The sequence below is a fragment of the Methylobacterium sp. Ger2507 genome, from assembly GCF_055231875.1.
In genome coordinates this window covers 3,394,990-3,412,573 of record NZ_JBUYVC010000001.1, presented here as the reverse complement: position 1 = coordinate 3,412,573, position 17,584 = coordinate 3,394,990, and the positions used below count along the sequence as shown (strand labels likewise).

The 17,584-nt window shown below is 62.6% G+C and carries 9 protein-coding genes and 2 pseudogenes; 5 read left to right on the top strand and 6 right to left on the bottom strand.

Features of this window, described 5'->3' with window-relative positions; translation table 11 throughout:
• Nucleotides 1-186 precede the first annotated feature (186 nt).
• Entirely contained in the window at nt 187-1,443 is a 1,257-nt protein-coding gene (locus ACV7NL_RS15770; RefSeq protein ID WP_463356177.1) for an McrC family protein, read from the bottom strand.
• Nucleotides 1,444-1,472: 29 nt separating this feature from the next.
• Nucleotides 1,473-3,644 carry an AAA family ATPase gene (locus ACV7NL_RS15765; RefSeq protein WP_463356176.1) on the bottom strand — a complete coding sequence of 724 codons (2,172 nt, stop codon included), beginning with the start codon at nt 3,642-3,644 and terminating at the stop codon, nt 1,473-1,475.
• 818 nt (nt 3,645-4,462) lie between these two features.
• Between ACV7NL_RS15765 and ACV7NL_RS15760 the strand changes: the two genes are divergently transcribed.
• On the top strand, nt 4,463-5,116 hold the full coding sequence (locus ACV7NL_RS15760; protein WP_463356175.1) for a hypothetical protein: 654 nt from the start codon (nt 4,463-4,465) through the stop codon (nt 5,114-5,116).
• A gap of 2 nt (nt 5,117-5,118) precedes the next feature.
• A complete protein-coding gene (locus ACV7NL_RS15755; protein WP_463356174.1) occupies nt 5,119-6,168 on the top strand; it encodes a hypothetical protein in 1,050 nt (349 codons plus the stop codon).
• 106 nt (nt 6,169-6,274) lie between these two features.
• Here the strand turns inward: ACV7NL_RS15755 and ACV7NL_RS15750 are convergent.
• Nucleotides 6,275-7,214: pseudogene (locus tag ACV7NL_RS15750) on the bottom strand (IS256 family transposase); the annotation flags it as partial.
• Nucleotides 7,215-7,315: 101 nt separating this feature from the next.
• Here ACV7NL_RS15750 and ACV7NL_RS15745 point away from each other — a divergent pair.
• Nucleotides 7,316-7,537, top strand: a pseudogene (locus ACV7NL_RS15745) (integrase core domain-containing protein); the annotation flags it as partial.
• A gap of 237 nt (nt 7,538-7,774) precedes the next feature.
• Here the strand turns inward: ACV7NL_RS15745 and ACV7NL_RS15740 are convergent.
• Nucleotides 7,775-11,146, bottom strand: coding sequence for a UvrD-helicase domain-containing protein (locus tag ACV7NL_RS15740; RefSeq protein WP_463356173.1), 3,372 nt, complete (start codon nt 11,144-11,146; stop codon nt 7,775-7,777).
• Nucleotides 11,146-13,857, bottom strand: coding sequence for a PD-(D/E)XK nuclease family protein (locus ACV7NL_RS15735; protein ID WP_463356172.1), 2,712 nt, complete (start codon nt 13,855-13,857; stop codon nt 11,146-11,148). Before ACV7NL_RS15735 ends, ACV7NL_RS15740 begins: the two co-directional genes overlap by 1 nt.
• A gap of 422 nt (nt 13,858-14,279) precedes the next feature.
• Between ACV7NL_RS15735 and ACV7NL_RS15730 the strand changes: the two genes are divergently transcribed.
• Nucleotides 14,280-14,636, top strand: coding sequence for a hypothetical protein (locus ACV7NL_RS15730; protein WP_463356171.1), 357 nt, complete (start codon nt 14,280-14,282; stop codon nt 14,634-14,636).
• A 172-nt stretch (nt 14,637-14,808) separates the two neighbouring features.
• Nucleotides 14,809-15,147 carry a DUF3768 domain-containing protein gene (locus tag ACV7NL_RS15725; RefSeq protein WP_463356170.1) on the top strand — a complete coding sequence of 113 codons (339 nt, stop codon included), beginning with the start codon at nt 14,809-14,811 and terminating at the stop codon, nt 15,145-15,147.
• A 678-nt stretch (nt 15,148-15,825) separates the two neighbouring features.
• On the opposite strand, the gene ACV7NL_RS15720 is transcribed toward ACV7NL_RS15725, so the two are convergent.
• Nucleotides 15,826-17,526: a DUF927 domain-containing protein gene (locus ACV7NL_RS15720; RefSeq protein ID WP_463356169.1), complete on the bottom strand. Its 1,701-nt coding sequence runs from the start codon at nt 17,524-17,526 to the stop codon at nt 15,826-15,828.
• Nucleotides 17,527-17,584: the final 58 nt, after the last annotated feature.

The window sequence follows — 17,584 nt, the reverse complement described above, 5'->3', positions numbered from 1 at the left end:
AGAAACCTGGATCAGTGCGAATACTTATAGGATTCATTGTAAAGGTAAGCAGCCGCTTTGCTAATGCCACGCTGGCCAGCCGCTATAGGCGGCGCACCGACATCCATATCCCCTTCCTCGCCCTCGCCCTCGCCCTCGCCCTCGCCTTGGCCTCATCACCTTGCGCTTCTTCCAATGGTGGTTCTGTTAGACGCTCGAAATCTTCACGCAGCAACGCGAGACTAGTGCGCGGAGCTGCTCCGGCGCTGTCGCAAGTTGCTCGAGGTCAATAGTACCGACGAGAAGCTCATCATCGCTGCCTATGATCCGGTGGCGGCTGCGCAAGCCTGGCTCCTCGCCGAGCCGCGCGTGGTGAGGGTAGAGTAGGAGCAGCTGTGTACATCGGTACAGCCGACCATAGGCCATCATCTGGTAGACGTCGGATTGTGAGATCCCCTGCTTCGGATCCTCGAAGACTGGCGCGAGGCGCTTCCACTTTGTGTCAATTACGAGAGTGGTTGAGGTGTCCCGCTTCACCAGGATGTCAGGCTTTGTGCGAAACCTTCGGGCGCCGCTGACTGGATCCTCAAGACAATGCAGCAGCCCACCCTGCGCCACTAAGTGTTGCCCGCTGCCCGTCAGCACGCGATTCAGCATCCGGGCGACGTACTCCTCGAACAGCTCGTGCATCGGGAATAGCAGGGAGAACCCAGCCGTCGTTCCTCCCGAGGTGGTCTGGAAGCGCCCTTCAAGCAGCAGGCGCGCGAGCGCTAGAAGGTCGCGCCAGCGTGCGTTCGTGCGATCGAGGATCACGGCATCGAAGCGCAAAGCACCGACCGGAGCCTGCGCAATGTCAGCGTATGCGAAGGCGAGCTCCCGGAGGATGCGACGGGTCTCGGCGCTGCGAGCCAGAGTTAGGAGGCGCAGCAGGGTCGCTTTCATAATTTGGTTCAGCGCGATATCGGCGGAAAGCGCGTCGAACCGGCATGCGAGGATCTGGGGGCTGGCGGCAAGCCGAGTAAACTGGCGCGTGGCGTCAAGGCGTCCGCGCAACACGGGTAGGTCGTCTTCTTGGCCGACGTAGCGCCGTGGTATGCCTCTGCGTACCGCCTCGGTGAGCATTCGGGCAAATAGGCGGATGAGGATCTCGAGGAGATCGTTCCGCTGCCAGTCGTGTGCAGTCAGCGCCCCCGTCGACACGTTCAGGTCGTGGGTGACGGCGAGCATGTGAACGAGCTGGCGGCGAATGCCTCCGTTGTCGAGGTTGTCGATCTTTGGCAGGATCTCCAGCGCGCACCCCTCCGCCGCAAGGACGCCAACCGACTGGGCGGCCCTCAGATCCTTGCGGCCGAGGCTGAGGATCCCGCTGCCGTCGGTGCCCCCGAGCGGCAGCGCCCGGGCGACAGCAGCCAGCCGGACTGCAGCGGACTCGTCGATCTGCGTGTCACCGGGGCCATAGGCCATCCGGCCCCATTCGGACACTGTTCTGCGGATCACGCGAGGGTCTGGTAGGCGTCGGGGGCGAACGCCGATCGGACGGACCAGCGCGAGCGTTCCTCGGCTCCCCCCTCAGCAAGACCGGCGGGCGGCTTGAGCGCGGTTCGCTCCAGGAAGAGTTCTCCCGCCGGGTCGCCGAGGGCGAGGGCCACCTTGCTCCAGTCCTCGTAGAAATATTCGGCGAGAAGCGGGATCACCCGGTGGCGCATCACCTCATCCACGTTGGCTCGGCTCGCGCAGTGGATGAAATAGGCGTGGCCGATCTGGTGCTCCCGATCGAAAAGGTACTCGATGCGAGCGTTGATCCCGTTGAGCAGTGCCACGAGGTCAACGCCACACCGCCCGCTCGCTTCGGCGAGAAGCCCAGGCTCGGGCATCAGCTCCTCGAAATTGAAGCGGCGGCGCAGGGCCGTGTCGAGGAGCGCGATCGACCTGTCGGCAGTGTTCATGGTGCCGACGATGTGGAGGTTGTCGGGAATCCCGAAGCTGTCGCCGGACGCAGGGAGACGGACGGTGATTTCCCCAGAGCGACCCAGCCGCTTGTCCGGCTCGATGAGTGTAATTAATTCGCCGAAAACCTTCGAAATATTCGCCCGGTTGATCTCGTCGATCACCAGCACGAATTGGTCGGGCGCTGCCGGTGCGTCCATGGCGGGACCGCCTGGCAGGAGACGGGCAAGGGCCTCCCGCTTCAAGTGCTCGTCGGATAGAAGATAGCAGGAAGCTTGCGAGAACTGCTTGGCGTAGATTTCCTCCACCGGCAGTGGCTCGCTGAGGACGAGGAGCCAGCGCACGTCCCGCCGATGCGCGTATTCGCGGACGTTTGTCGGATCGTAGCGGTAGGGACTGGTCACCTCACCGATGGCGCGGAACCGCGAGTTTCCCTCCGAGACGACGATGAGGTCGCCTACCCGCATTGAGCGGAAGCGCCAGATCTGGGTGATGTTGCCCGCATTGCCCGGCGTGCCGGGCTCGATCTGGTTCCAGCGGTCGAACACCGCTTGATAGTTCTCGTATTTCGGATCCGACCAGTCCTCCGAGCCGCCCCAGCCTAGGATTGCGTAACCACCTGAGATGGCGGCTTCGTAGATATGGTCCTCACTCCCGGCCCGACCGAGCGACATTTTGTAAACGCGTCGCCCGATGAGGTCGAAGGGGGCCGAGGGCGAGCCCTTCCTGCGCGCCTGCTCAGCCAGGGTTGCGATCTCCCGAAAAATGCCGCGCCGTGGTTCCAGCCGGAAACCCGTCGCGTCTTCGCCCACGCCCGTTAGTGGCCTGAGGCCCTCCACAAAATCTTCGTAGGAGTAGGACTGGTGAAAGGTGACGAAGCGGATCTGTCCCGTCTCTGATAGCCGGTGATAGCGCGTCATTGTCGCCTCGCGTGTATCCGGGACCGCTCCGTCGCACAGCCGTACGGCCTCTGCTGCGGTCCTGTAGGTCTTTCCGGTTCCGGGAGGGCCGTAGAGGATCAGGTTCGTGGGGTCTGGCATCAAGAACGGCGCTGGAGTTTCGAATCGGGATGCGGGCGGGCGGCTCCCGCCTTCGACTGGAAGGTCGAGCGCGTCGGCGATGTCCGGGCGGAGTCTGTAAGCGACGAGCCTTCCGGGAAACACAAGGTATCTCGTGCCATTGGTGCCGTTCTCTCGGATCCGCACGGCACGACCGTCGATTAGGAGCGCGCGCGCCACCTCGACGATGTCCTGCTCCTCAATCGCGTCCTCGGTCTCGTTAGAGGCGCCCTCTGGCTTGATCCGGTAGGCTTCGGTTCCGGACGCGCGACTCTTCATTCGAATCGGCCTGAAGATCTTGCCATTCCCGTCGAAGAGAACGACCGGGTCCTCGTCGGCATCAGCCGGTTCGCCCTTGCTGAAGGCGGCGTAGCGGCGAAGCCAGTACAGGTAGCCATGGAGCCGCGGCACCGGATTGGTTGCATCGGGCATGAGTATGCGGAACTGCTCGCCTCCAGCCCGGGCGTCGTCTCGCACGGCTTCAAGGGCCAGACGGACTCGCTCAAGGTCATCGGTAGCAAACGCCACATCAAGATCGCTGGAGGACAGACCCAGCTCAGCTAAGTGCCGCTCGATACGAAATACTGTGTTTAATCCCGTATTGACGGAATTTGGCGAATGTTTTGGCTCCAACCAAGACCGAAAATCTTCGCGCCTCAATGTGACTTACTCCTCAAAATTCTAAATTTAAGCGGCACGATTCTAGTTACATTAGTTTAATCGTTTTTGGTCTGAACCAGCACTGACCCGATCGGTATTTTGGGCCAAGCCAGTTGAGAGGGTACTGCATGGCGATAGCCTTGGGTACCTGGAAGGCTAGATCCGGGAAGGTGACAGGCACGGGCGGGAGGTTACCCAAGGCAGAAAGCGGTCGAATGCGGTTGTGGTGTTCTGTCAAATCCCAAACACGATTTGCGCCTTCTTTTAATGAGTAGCAGATCTCAGGGCGTAGACGCTCGTCCTACAGTTCCGCTCGGGGCTCTCAGCCTCCATGCACGCTCTCGCCAAACTCTTGACCTGTGCCGCCTGCACTTCAATCTGGTCCCTAGGCACGCCGTTTGACCCGCCGGACCGCAACGAGCGCCACTCATGCCCATACGACACTTTTCTTAATCATCACGATCACCTCCGACACCTTGACTTCCAAGAGGCCCCTTGCCGTCTCTCGTGCACGCTCCACCGGAGGGCGCCCGGGGAACGTTGACGTCAGACCGCCGCGTCCCCGCATCGAGTTGGCAGGAGCTAGCTTTTCGAGCTGGTCGTCTACCTTCGCTGTCGCTTGGGGATCTCTGGACGTACCTGCACACGCGACTCGTAGATTTCTCTGCGGAGTGAGCACGGACGTCTCTCGGTGCCGAATAACCAACGCGCGTGCGGCCGCAGCACGCACCTAAGCGATCCGAATAAAGTCGTAGCGTGTGTCGCGCTCGGTGCGCTACGCTCCCTTTCAGAGTTGAAAACCGCACCGGGGACCTTTGTTGAGCACCACGACTTTCTACAAGTGCCCAATCCTCAACTCACCCTACGAGGCGACATCCCGCCACCACGCCCTCAACGACGACGGCCATCCCCTCAATCAGGCTCCCCACCCAGGTCGGCGCGAATCGCGGTTCCTAACCCCCGTCCCAAAGCGCGCCTTCAACTTCGACGCTCACGCTTCGGAGCTGACTAAACTTGGGCCGGTGTTGAATACGGAGGCGAAGATGAACTCAAACCTGCACATGGCCGGGGAACTTAAGAATGCCGGCATGGGCAACCTGTTCGTGGTGTTCGGCGAGTCCGACATTGAGACGCTAGACGATGACCATATCCAGGTACGGGTCAACGGCGTCGAGGTGTTCGACCGGAACACCGTCGACATCCGCTCCTTTGACACGGCGGACATCGCGGCCTGGTTGATCGATACCAACTACGACGAGGAAAGCTTCGTCGTCCGTCCCGCCTACTTCCTGGATGCGCAGGATCCCTACAAGAGTCTGAAGACGGTGCTTAGGGCCGAGATCAACGAGGAGGCCCAGGCGAGCCTCTACCGCGACACATCGTGGCTATTCGACCGACCAAGCACGGGCCGGATCGCCGGCAAAGTGATCAAATACTTCGGGTGCGAGATAATGAATTTCATCCCGGTCTAGCGATGCCGACTGTCTTCTTCTCCCGCTGCAAGCCCCAATGGACAGACGCAATCGACCTCGTCCTCGAGCATCGGCGCGTGTTCATCGGCTATCCGATGCCGCGCCCGAACGCGGCGTACGACGCGAAGAATATCCACGCCTGCGTCGTAAGCCCTGATGCTCCGGAAGTAGAATGGCGACAGGCCCACGCTCAAAGCCATCCACGGCGCCGGGAGTATAAGCAGAACCGAAACCTCGTACAGCGCATCAAACAGGGCGACATCGTCATGGTCCCGCGGCCGAGCCGGGGCTACATCTACTGCGGAACGATCGAAGGCGATTTCCAGTTCGAGAACGCGCCGCCCTGGTACGATCAGTACATGGCCATCCGCTCAGCGCAGGGGCAGTCCTTCGATGGCCAGGATCAATGGCATGCGGCCGACGTCGCCCAGGGTTGGCAAGTCGATCGCTTCAGATCCGTTCCGGTGCCCAAGATCCCCGCCTGGATACGACGATCGTTGTTCGGCCGGTCGACCTACGGCGTCGTCAAGGCTGACGGGGAGATCAGCATTGATCCCTACGATGCTGTCCTCAACGCCATGGACGCCCAGGGTTTCCCGGTTCGGGATTGGACGGTCGATCCCGCCGTAGTCGAGCAACGATTGCTCAACGATCTGACACCCTCGACGCTCGAGCACCTCGCCGTCTCGCTATTACAGCTGGAGCATCCGGGTGAGGCTTGGTCTCAGATCGGGGGGGCCGGCGACGGTGGGATCGATGGCATCGGAGCCGATCATTCCGGGCAAGTCGTTGCCGTGCTGCAATGCAAGTGGCAGTACTGGGGCGGAGATCCGTTCGCCCAGTCCACCATGTGGGACGCGGGCTCTGGCCGGCTTCGGCAGTACCTCGCGACGCTGAGGCATCCGCACGCGGTCGGTGCGCCGGCCTCTGCGATCTTCCTCGATCGGCCTGCCATCGCTGCCCTCGTGATCAAACACGCGGGTCGACTTCCACAGGCCCTCTCCATGCGGGTCGGCGCTCCGGAACAAGCCGCACCTTCGACGGCGCGATGACGGCCGCTGTAATCGAGCGCTTTGCCGATGCGCACGGCCCCCTGCGCGCGCTCGTCGTCGGTGAGGAATGGGGACACCGAGCTCAAAGAGCGGACGGAGGTAGCCGCAGCTTGGGCACCTTGGGACGGAGCTGGTCGGCCACCCGTCGCCATTGCTGACGGGCCGCCTCGGCATCATCCTGGGCGAAGGCGGTGGCGATGAAGGCCGACACGACGCGCCGCCCGCTGCGGCTGGCATGGGCGAGCACGTTCCTCATGAAGTGCACCCGGCAACGCTGCCAGGTGGCGTTCATCACCTTGACCACCGAGGCCTTGATGCCCTCGTGCGCATCCGAGATCACCAGCTTGACCCCTCGCAAACCGCGCCGGGCGAGCTTGCGCCGGAAGGCGGTCTTATACGTCTCGGCCTCGGAGGGTCCGACGTCCATGCCCAACACCTCCCTTCGCCCGTCGCTGTTGACGCCGACCGCCACGATGACGGCGACCGAGATGATGCGGCTCTCGCTCCTAACCTTTACGTAGGTCGCGTCGATCCAGAGATACGGCCACTCGCCTTCGATGGGTCGGTCGAGGAACGCGCCGACCCGTTCGTCGATCTCCTGGCACAGGCGCGAGACCTGGCTCTTCGACACGCCCGTGCCGCCCATGGAGGGTCCCTATCGCGGCTTGCCGCGATGGGTGCCCTGTCTGGACCAGATCATCCACGGAGCGGGTCGAGATGCCCTGGATGTAGGCCTCCTGGATCACCGCCGTCAGCGCTTTCTCGGCCATCCGGCGCGGTTCTAGGAAGCCGGGGAAGTACGAGCCCTTGTGCAGCTTCGGGATGCGCAATTCGACCGTGCCAGCCCGCGTCTGCCAGTCTCGGTCACGGTAGCCGTTGCACTGGACTAGTCGCTCGGCGCTCTTCTCGCCGTGGGCCGCGCCGGTCAGGCCGCCAACTTCCAGCTCCATCAGTCGCTCGGCTGCAAAACCGATCATCTCGCGCAGCAGATCGGCGTCGGCACTCTTCTCCATCAGCCCACGCCGGGCCATGATCTCGTCGGTCATCGGGTGTCTCTCGGGTTCGGGGTTGGTCGTCGCAACCCGACCCTACCCGGCAACCGCCGATGACCACCCCCCAGCTACACCACCGCCTGGGACACGACCCCCGACCCTACACACCCCGCACCAATGGCAAGGCCGAGCGCTTCATCCAAACGACACTGCGCGAGTGGCTCTATGCCAGCCCCTACGCCTCGTCCCATCAGCGCACCGCCACCATGACCCTGTGGCTCTACGCCTACAACCGACACAGACCCCACGCCGCACACGGCGGAAAACCGCCTATCAGCAGAATCCCCGAGGACAACCTCCTTGGAAATGACACCTAGCTGATCCTCTCAATCAGCCCGGTCTAAAGCCAGTCTGTCACGTCAGCCGCGCCGGGGCCGGGGCCGGGCGGAATCCCCCCCCCTGCCGTTCAGACCGGCCCGTAAAGCATCATCGTGGTGATTGGCGCGGTCATAATGACCAGGCCGATAGTGTCAAGTAATTCCCCGTCATAAAGGGTGATTTTGCTTAACAGGTCGTATCGCCCACGCACGGGCTCCTGACACTCAGGCGATATTTTATACGGAGAGAACTGTACCGGTCGTGACATACACCACCATTCCTTCCGGAATGCCTGTTACCTCCAGATAACGCCGAACCTGCGACCGGTAATGGTCTGATGTTGCGGGACTCGGATCTACGTCACTCTTCCAATCGATGACTGCCGATGGCTTACCGTCATCACCAATGGCAAGCGCGTCAACGACACCGAAGATGGCAAGTTCGACCCCTTCATCCTGGCCCAAGCCATAAACCGGCAGCTCGGGCGTCAGCCTTGACCGGATCGCGGCGATCTTCGGCAGGGCCAAGGTTCTCGCAACCGTACCGGCCATCTCATCCGCGGATAGGTGGCTTGCTGGATCTGATCCTGGCTCGCGGCCAAGATCCCGGATGAGAACGCCTGCCCTGTCGGTCAGCGCGCCGATATCGTCTGTCGTTTCGCCGGTCAGCACCTCCTCAAGGAGCTTGTGAATGACAAGCCCCCGCTCGCGTCCACCCTGGACAGAGATTGCTTCATTCGCAGGCGGCTCGACATCGTCAGCAATCACGATCTGCGGGACGGACGCGATATCGAGCGGACCGGATGTATTCTCGTCCCTGCTCGGCGCGACCCAGCGCAGCTTGGTGGTGGCTGCCACTATAGCCGCGGCCTCGTCCGCAAAAATCTCGCGCGTCTGGGCATTCTCGGGATCGCCGTCGATGGTCTCGAAGCCAGGCGGATGCTGCTCGATCTCGACCAGTGGCAGGCTGTCGAGATCGAAGTCCATCAGTCCGTTCCAGCTGGTCTTTCCCGGCGGGACATCGAGCTTCGGCAAAACGAGCAGCTCACGGGCACGGGTCGCTGCCACGTACCAGAGCCGCAGCCGCTCGCGCTCCCTTTCGGCTACCTCGGCGGCTTTGGCATCCTCGTAGCCGGTCGGCGCGACGCCTAAAATTGGGAGATGGATGGTCTTCGTCTCGTTGTCGATGATCGGGTCGCGCACGTCGTTGCTGGCCGTCATCGTGTTGATCGGAACGACGATCGGCCATTCGAGGCCCTTGGAAGCGTGCATTGTCACCAGCGACACCGCTTCCTCCTGGGCATCGGGACGTCCCTCGACGGATCGGGTTTTTCCATCCCAGGCAGCCGTCATGGCATCTGCGAACGCTCGCAGTCCACGCACGCCATAGGGCTGCGCAAGGCTTAGGAAGAGATCGACATTGGCCAGCGGGCGTTCCGCCTGACCAGCGTGGCGCTGGAGAAGGATCGGTCGCACGCGCAGGACGTCGATCGCCTCGGCCAGCAGCTGGTGCGGGGTGGTGCCGTTGATTCCTCGCCGCAGTGACTGCAGCTTCTCGATAACCTCGCGCGCATGGTCGTTCTGGATCGCCTGCGGATCGAGGTGAATGGTGAGCTTTGGTCGCGCGTCGGGCCGCTTCGGATCGCGCGGCTGGCTCCAGACGAGATCGAGCAGTTGCTCTTCGGTCAGTCCTACCAGCGGGCCACGCAGCAGCGCCAGCAGGGCAAGGCTGTCACGACTGTCGGCCATCACGCGTGTGATGGCGATGAGATCCTGGATTTCCTGGCGCCGATAGAAACCTTTACCCGCTTGCGTCGCGACCGGGATACCACGCTTTTCGAGCGCCTCTTCGTACCGCCATAATTCGGTGCCGCCTGGCGCCAGCAGCGCTATGTCGCCAGGCCGGCAGGGTCGGCGCGTGTCGGTCTTGCGATCGATGATGATCTGGCTGCCAATCAGGCGGCAGCACATCTCCGCCACCGCCTCGGCTTCGCAGTCGCGTTGCGTGCCCGCTTTGGCCTTGCCGTCGTCTCCCGCGCACGCGACCGGGAGCGCAGCCACGCAGAGCCCCTCCCCATGGTCCGGGTGGAAGCTGTCAAGAGCGGTGAACCCGGGCTGCCCCTTCTCGACCGTCATATGCGGCGCGAACCGCTCGTTCACATAAGCGAGGATCGCCGCGCAGGAGCGGAAGTTGGTCGAGATCGACAGCAAGGCATCGGGGTCGTGCTCCCTGATCGCTTCGCGGGCGCGGACGTATGCGGTCACATCCGCACCGCGGAAGCGGTAGATCGCCTGCTTGGGATCACCCACGAGGAACAGGGCACCCGGTCTGATCCGGTACCGCGCCCAATCCTGCAAGTCGGAGCCAGCGACCGGATCACCGCACAGGCGCCAGAAGATCTCGGTCTGGAGCCGATCGGTGTCTTGGAACTCGTCCACCAGCACATGGGCGTAACGCGTCGCAAGCGCTATCCGTACTCCCGGATGATCGCGCAGCAGGTCGCGCGCCGCGAAGATCAGGTCATCAAAATCGAGCAGCGCTGCCGAGCGCTTATAGGTTCGGAAGCTGGCGGCGATCGGCTGGATGGCCGTGATAAGGTCCGCCAGCACGCGTGCCGCTACTGCCTGGAGCAGCGCCGTCCAGCGCTGGCAGCAAACAACATGAAGCTCCTCGGCCTGCACGTTGAGCAGACCGCCGTCTGCTTTGGACAAGCCTGCGGCTTTTGCCGCGGCTTCCCACTTACCCTTCTTCTTATAGACGCTGAAACTGCCCTTGGCGGTGCACAGCGATGGGTGCGCCACCGAAAAGAGCAGGCGGACGAGCGCCGCAGGAGTGTCGTCGCCAGCCGCGCTCGAGAGGACCTCACCCATTTCTGTGAACGCCGCAGCGGCGGCGATGCTCTCCGGCTCCTGGGCCGCCGCGCCAGTAACGAAGGAGCGATAGGCGTCAGATGCCGCGCGATAGTTCGCGACCAATGGCGTGATGGCTTCAGTTACGGGTGCCACCAAGACGCGATTGTCGCGTAGCGCGCCAGCTACGGCTGCGATCACCTCGCTCGCCTTGCTCGGATCGCGGAACACCAGCTCAGCGACGAGACTCTCCTCACCCGAATTGAGCGTGTCGCGCAGCCAGCGATCGACGGCATCGCCAAACACCAGATCCGCTTGGCCTGCGTCCATCAATGAGGCGCCCGGATCGATGTCCGCCTCGACCGGATAAGGCTTGATAAGCCGCTGGCAGAAGCCGTGGATCGTCGAACAGGTGATTTCGTCGATGGCGGCGGCGGCCTGATCGAGATTAGCCCGCTGCCCGGCCGAAAGCCCGTCCGGCAGCGCGATGCGCAGCTCTCGCGGAACATGCCCGTCCAGAAGTTCGTCGATGAAGTCGCGAACGCGGGCCAGCAGCTCGCTGGCGGCGAGTTCGGTGAAGGTCACGGCCGCGATCGCTTTGGGCGCGGCACCGCATGCAAGCAGCAGGACGAGCCTGCCAGCCATGACCGCCGTCTTGCCTGAGCCGGCGCCGGCCTCGACCAGGACGGATCGATCATGCGCGGTCATGGCGACAAGACGAGCCGTCTCGTCACGAAGGACAGGAACGTCGATGGTCATCAGATCGCCTCCCAAATAAGGGCGGCATCGCCCAGCGCCTCGCGGGCCGTGTCAAGCTTTCGAGGGCAATACCCGTTGGTGGCGTTCGCCGGGAGCGCGAAGCTCAGATCATCATAGTCCCCGCCATTATCAGGCCCGATCAACGCCCGCCCGGCGAGCAGATTTTGCCGTGCCGCCCGGAGATGGACAGCCAGCGCCTCCAGTACGACAGCGGGTTCTTCGAGGTGACGTGCCTCGGTATCGCGCGGGTATAGCAACGCCGCATAGATCTCTATTTCGTCGCCGAGCAGCGCTTTCACCGCATAGGCGTAAAGGCAGCGCTGCAGTTCCTTACCCCCTTGTAGAGTCACAGGCTTCGCGGGCAACCGGCCGCTCTTGTAGTCGAGCACCCGCGCTTGTCTGCCGTCACCGGAAAGATCAAGCCGGTCGATATAGCCCCAGATCCGAAACCCGGTGTCGGCGATCGTAACCGGACCGGCGGGGTTCCAGGGCAAGCCGCCGCTAGACTTGGCCTCCTGGCCGCCAAACGGCACCTCGGTATAGCTTTTTTGGCCGTCGAGGGCCGTTCCCGGATGCTGAAGCGCGTTGCAGGCGGTCTGCCGTGTTTCCGCGATAGTGCGCCGCCATACCACCAGTGGCGGCACCGCCTGCTGGGCCTGCCACTGCTCGGCCACGGCAGCGGCTGCTTTCTCTATGGCGGCTTCGATCTGATCCGGTCCTGCGGCGGCAAGGCTGCCGTCCCCCTCCAGCATCCGCACGGCATGATCGAGCGTCTCGTGAAGCAGGATGCCGCTCTGGCGCGCGTCGAGTACCAGCGCTTCCTCCGCGCTTTCCGGTGCCATGACCCCGAGTGCATAGCTCCAGATGAAACCAAGCGGGTTGCGCAGCAGCTTGGCCAGTGAACTCGCCGACTGCACGCGGTCGAGCGCAGCGAGGAGCGCGGGGTGGTCGGGTGGGACGATCCCGTCATGCGGCGTCACCGCGGGTTGCTGCCAGTGACGCCAGCAGTCCGCCACCGCTCGCCCCTGGGCGCCGGTGACAAAATCAGCGGGACGGGCGAGAAGCCGGTCCGTTTCGCTCATCGCGTGGTCTGGCCGCCGGTTGCGCCGGATATATTGGGACTCCGGCTGTCCGCGCAGCAGCGGGCTTTTGCCGAGCAGCCGACCTTCCTTGTCACGGCGCGCGCGCGACAGCACGACCTGGGTGGTCGTGGTTCGCAGGATGGTCTCAAAGTCGCGCCGATCGGCCGCCGTTACGGGCCACGGGTCGATCTCGCCCGTGGGCACGATATGATCCGACAACAGCCGGTCTTCGGAGATCCGTCGTGGCCATCCGGTCGATGTGAGGCCTAGCAAACGTACGAACTTGCGGGGCGAGGCCGCAAGCGCCGATGCCGGCAGCCAAACCACCGATACGCATGCCTCGGAGGGGTCTTCCTGGCGAAGTCCGTCGATGGTGACGTCGATGGCGGCTCCGCTACCGGCGAGCAGTGCCTTCTTCCAGATGCGGAGCGCGGCACCTGATAGAAATACCGGGCCGGTCTCGGCCGCAAGGGCGGCCCCGCCCGCGAGCCTTTCGATGATGGCGCGCAGCTTGGGAGTATGGTCGACAGCATCGGGCCAATGCTCGGCGGCAAGGCCGTTCAGGAACTGTGCCCAGGCGCCTGCAGACGAGAGTGGCGCACCAGATGGCAGAATCCGCTGCCAGGCTTCCGGTAGCTCCTTGAATGGCCCCGAGCCCGGAAGTAGCGTCGCAAGCCGCCGCAGGCGCGCTTGGGAGACGCCTCGGACCAGGATGTCGGCAAGCGCCGCGGCCGCCTGACCGTCGCGGGTGGTCACCACCCGGATGCTATGGACGAAATGCAGATCGAGATTGGCGTCTGCTCTGAGGGCCATGAACTCATCGTCGTAGACCGCGGGTGCCGCAGCCGCGATCGCGATTTCCGCCGGCTTGGCGGTCCCATTCGCGATCAGCTCCCGTGCCCAGCGCAGCGCCTCAATCGCTTCATGATAGCTGTTAGCGGCACTCATTGCCTCCACCTGCGGCGTGGCGGGCTCCGAGCGGATGATCTCGATCGATGAGCCCTCGACCCACTCGGGGAGCGAGCGTGGACCGGCGTTCCAGCGCACCGGTATTGTCTCCGCGAGTGAGAGCAGCAGGGCGCGCCAGCAGGGCGCAAGTTCACTGATGCCGAGGATCTCGATTTCGCCGAACAGGACGGGTGCATGGCGGATGCGGGCCATGGCTTTGACGGCAAGATCGACGGGCCGCAGCATCGATGCAGGCAGACGGGCCAGAACAGCCTTCTCAAGTATTGTCATGGCGGCCAGGCGGGGGTCATCAGCGCTTCTTGCCGAGAGGTCGAGCCCTGTTCGCCAGACCTTCTGCAGCGTATCGGCGGCAGCACCGACCATGCCTGGCAGGAGCTTGATGTCATCCAGCTCGCCCAGCATCGTGTCGGGTAAGGCCTGCTGGATGACATCGCGCAAAGTTTCGGGATTAACCGGCTGCGTGAAACCGCCAGCGAGCCTGGCCGCCATCTGCTCGAATGACATCACTTGAACGCCGTGGCGCTGGCCACGCGCGGCATCGAGACGAAGCTCACGAGAGGCGAGGCGGCCGTGCGCCACGTAAGTTTGCCGCTTCATGAATCCGCCCTGTCGCTTTTTTTGGTTGGTGATGAGAATAAATGAGCCGAACGACCGTCTCAACGGGGTTCTCGTCGTGACTAATCAGACAGAGCGGAAATAATTTAAGTATTTACAGTGATTAATTTAAGCATATATCGGCTCGTTATACATCCAGATCTACCGCCCGGTGGGAAAGGCTTGGCCCCCCGCTGCGGGCCGATCGACTATAGACGTGTCGAAAGCGGAAGGAATACCCCTGTGCCTGAATATGAGGTGCAAACCTCTGAGGCGGTGGTCAAGCTCAACCCGGCCTGTCGAGGAGTGCGTTCGCTGATGCCGACCAGGATCTATGTGAAGCTGCAATAGGAATATATTGACATAACTGCGCTGAGGTGGTATGCTCAAGGCGTGCACGTCTGTGTTGCCGCGTCTCGCGCTCTGCCGCCTCGCCTCATCGGTGACCTGGTCTGTTGAGCATTCGGCCGCCCAACGAGACGTCCGGCGTGCACGACTTTCTTTCCATCATGGAGTTTGCCGTGCCCCTCGATCACGATCGCCCTCCCCTGCCCAGCGTATCGACACTTGTTGATCCCCGCCGCGACAGCACCCTCATCCTGACCCTCGCCGTGGCCGCGCTAGGCCGTACCATCGTCGAGCGGGTGTTCCTCAGCCTCTGCCTCGTCGATGCCACCTACTGCGCAGCTGAGGGCGAACACGACCACATCGGCTCGCTACGCGTCGCTGGCGGTGAGATTGCCTACTCCATCGTGCATCGTGCCGATCCGATGCGTGCGACTGACGAGGCGCCGTCGACCAGCACGCGCCGCATCGTCAGCTTGAGCATAAAGGGCGAGCGTTAGAGCCGCCGCTCCCCTTCCTCGACGCCCTCCCAATCGCCTGAGGTCACCAGCCTTCCGCTGAGGCGCCCGACAGACGCCATTGCTGCGCCGTCCGCGGCTGCCCAGGCGCTGAGCACCTTCTGCCGCTGACACTGCGGCTCCTCCAACCCTCCCTCCCATCAGGATTATCGCCATGACCATGCCCCTCGCGTGGCGCATTCGCGTGCGCACTCTTAACGATCTTCTTCGCTGCCAACATCAGGGCGGCCGCATCGTCATCACGCCGGGCGTCCAGGCTCTCAACGAAACGACGATCCAGCGCCTCGACGCAGCCCTGACCGCCTTCGATGCCTTCTCGCCCGTCAACGACCCGCATGATGAACACGACTTTGGTGCCCTCACCGTCGACGGACACCGGGTTTTTTTCAAAATTGATTACTACGATGTCGACCTCCGGGGCGCTTCACCTGACCCAGCTGACCCCAGCGTTACCCAGCGCGTCCTCACCCTCATGCTGGTCGAGGAGTACTGAGAATGGTCCGCCGCAAGCGGATCATCCGGCGACCTGCGTGGCCGGAGGGTGCCTCACGGCGTCCTCCACGCCCGTACCAGCAGGGTACCTTTTCGGCATTATGCGGGGCCTATGCCATCACGAACGGCTTTGCCCTGCTCTGCCCCGAACTCACCCACGAGGCGTGCCGCCGACTGTTCCAGGTCGTGCTGCGCGGCCAGGTCGAGGCCGACAAGGCGTCGATAGCTTCCCTCTGGAAGGGGTGCGGTCCTCGCAACTACGCCGCCTCCTGGGTCTCGCGGTTGAGCACGTTAGGAAGGTGCATGGCGTCCCGGTTCATGCCTCTAGGTTGGATGTCAGTCCCAAGACGCTGGCGGCCCTCTGGAGCGTCCTGGAGGCCCAGCTACAGGCCGGGCATCTTGTGATCGTTGGGCTTGCCGGAGTTCATCGGCACTGGACGGTGATCCGGCGAATCACTCCTGGCGCCCTATGGCTCGCAGACTCCGACGGGCTGTGCCTGTTGCGGCGTTCACATTGTGCCCTGCGCCTAGAAGAAGGTTACCACCTTCTCAACCTGCGCGAGATCATTGTGCTCCGCCGAACTCCCAAGAAAGCGGGTTAAGTAATGACGATGTTGGGCTCCCGGGGTGAAGAGAGCAGAGAAGGAGCGCTCTTCTAACGTGAGCGCTCCCGCCGAGTTTAGACGATCCCGGCTTCATGCAACGCCGACTTGAGTCGGCCTGGGCGCAACAAGAGGAGGCGTGGCTTATCATAGGTCTTAGTGCCGATCGTCACTCGCACTGGGACTTGGCATGTGCGCCGGCCGCCGTGCCCCTTCCGTGCAACACCTGTACTTTGAAGCCAGGTCTCGACGAGTCGGTGCTCTGAGGACAGGTGCTCCCGAAGGGCAGCAAGCCGTAAACCGATCACTTCGCGTTCATCCTGCTGACACCGTATCGCTAGCAGATCGCGTTCACGCTTCGCGCTCAAGGTACATCCTGGCCGAGCGGGTCGAACGAGCTTCGGATCGATGATCAATCGCGCAAAGGCGGCCAGTCCTGCCGGGCAGGTTGGTTCGCCGAGCCGTTCGGCCTTCGAACGCTGGTAGAGCGTGGAAACAGCTTGCAGTGGCAGGCGTTTGTTCCACCCCAAGATCTGAGCATTCTCGTTTGCGATTTTGCCTGCCGCATAAACCAGGCCGAACTTCTGTGCGATCCGGCCTTCCAGCCCAGTCGGAGAACCATGATTGTGCAAGAATCGCTGTATGTACGAGTTGATCAGAGCAACCGGCATCGCGCTGTGGATATAAGTCACCCACGGTCCTAGTAGCGTTCCATGCTCCGCGATAAGCGCCTCGTCGAGGTTTTGGAAAAGCTTAGCGGTGTACGCGGCCAGATCTATCGTCTTTGGGTTCAGGCGATCGAAGATGCCGCCCTGCGCCCCTGGTGGCACTGGAATGTCGATGAAGCGCGCTTCGTCTTGAGGCCCCCATACAGCGCCAACACTTGTGGCCATCTCGCGACCTGAAGAGTTGCTGGTGCTCAGGGTTACGCATTGCCAGGTCAGGTCTGGGAATCGGTCTTGGACGCCCGCAGACCGCACCGTGGACGCTCCCTCCGACAGCATGTGCACGATCCGCGTGAGGAGGAGGTGCTTCTCCTTGGGCTGACAGCGCTCGGCCGCGTTCAAAAGCAGAAGCGTATGGGTGTGTCGGGCAGCCGTCTCCTCTAAACCTCTCGGTTTCTGGTCCCAACTGCTGATGGCGTTAGGATGCCCCTGTACCGCCGCTCCTACCCGGCAGGCGGTAGTCTTGCCAGTGCTGGACTCGCCATAAAAGTTGAAGATTGGATCCTCTGCGAGCGCTGCCCACGGTCGCAAAGGTGCAGCAAGCGCGCACATAATCGAGAACGCGATGTAATTGGAGTGGCCAACAAATCTCCCGTAGAATGACCGCCAACCCTCGGCCGTCCCGCAGCTGGCTCCAATTTCGGCTGTTCGGCTGGTCGCCCCTGCAAGCCAGCTGTAGGAGGACTCCCCAAAATCGAAGACCTGGCGTGGTGTCACAAATGCCTTGAGCCCCGAGAGAGGGTTTCCCGCGTCAATGAACTTCCAACCCGGCTGATCTGTGCAGGGTTGCGGAGCGCCCGCCTGCACCATGAGGGTTTCGACGAACGTTTGAGCTGCCCGCGTAGAAGCGGGTAGGAGCGTGGTCTTGGCCCGAATGGCACGGACAGCTTGCGACGAGGTCAACTCACTCGAGATTACCACCTCAGCAATGCTTTCATCAGCGGTTGGCACCGTGAATAACCAAAGGTGATTGCCGCTGACATCATGTCGGAAGAGCTTGGCGGACCAGTGTTTCCGCTTGTTCTCGTTTCCCGGAATTTGATCGGCGGTCATAAGGAAACTCGCTGCTGGTGTGACGATGAAGGATCTCACCGTCTCGCCTATATTTACA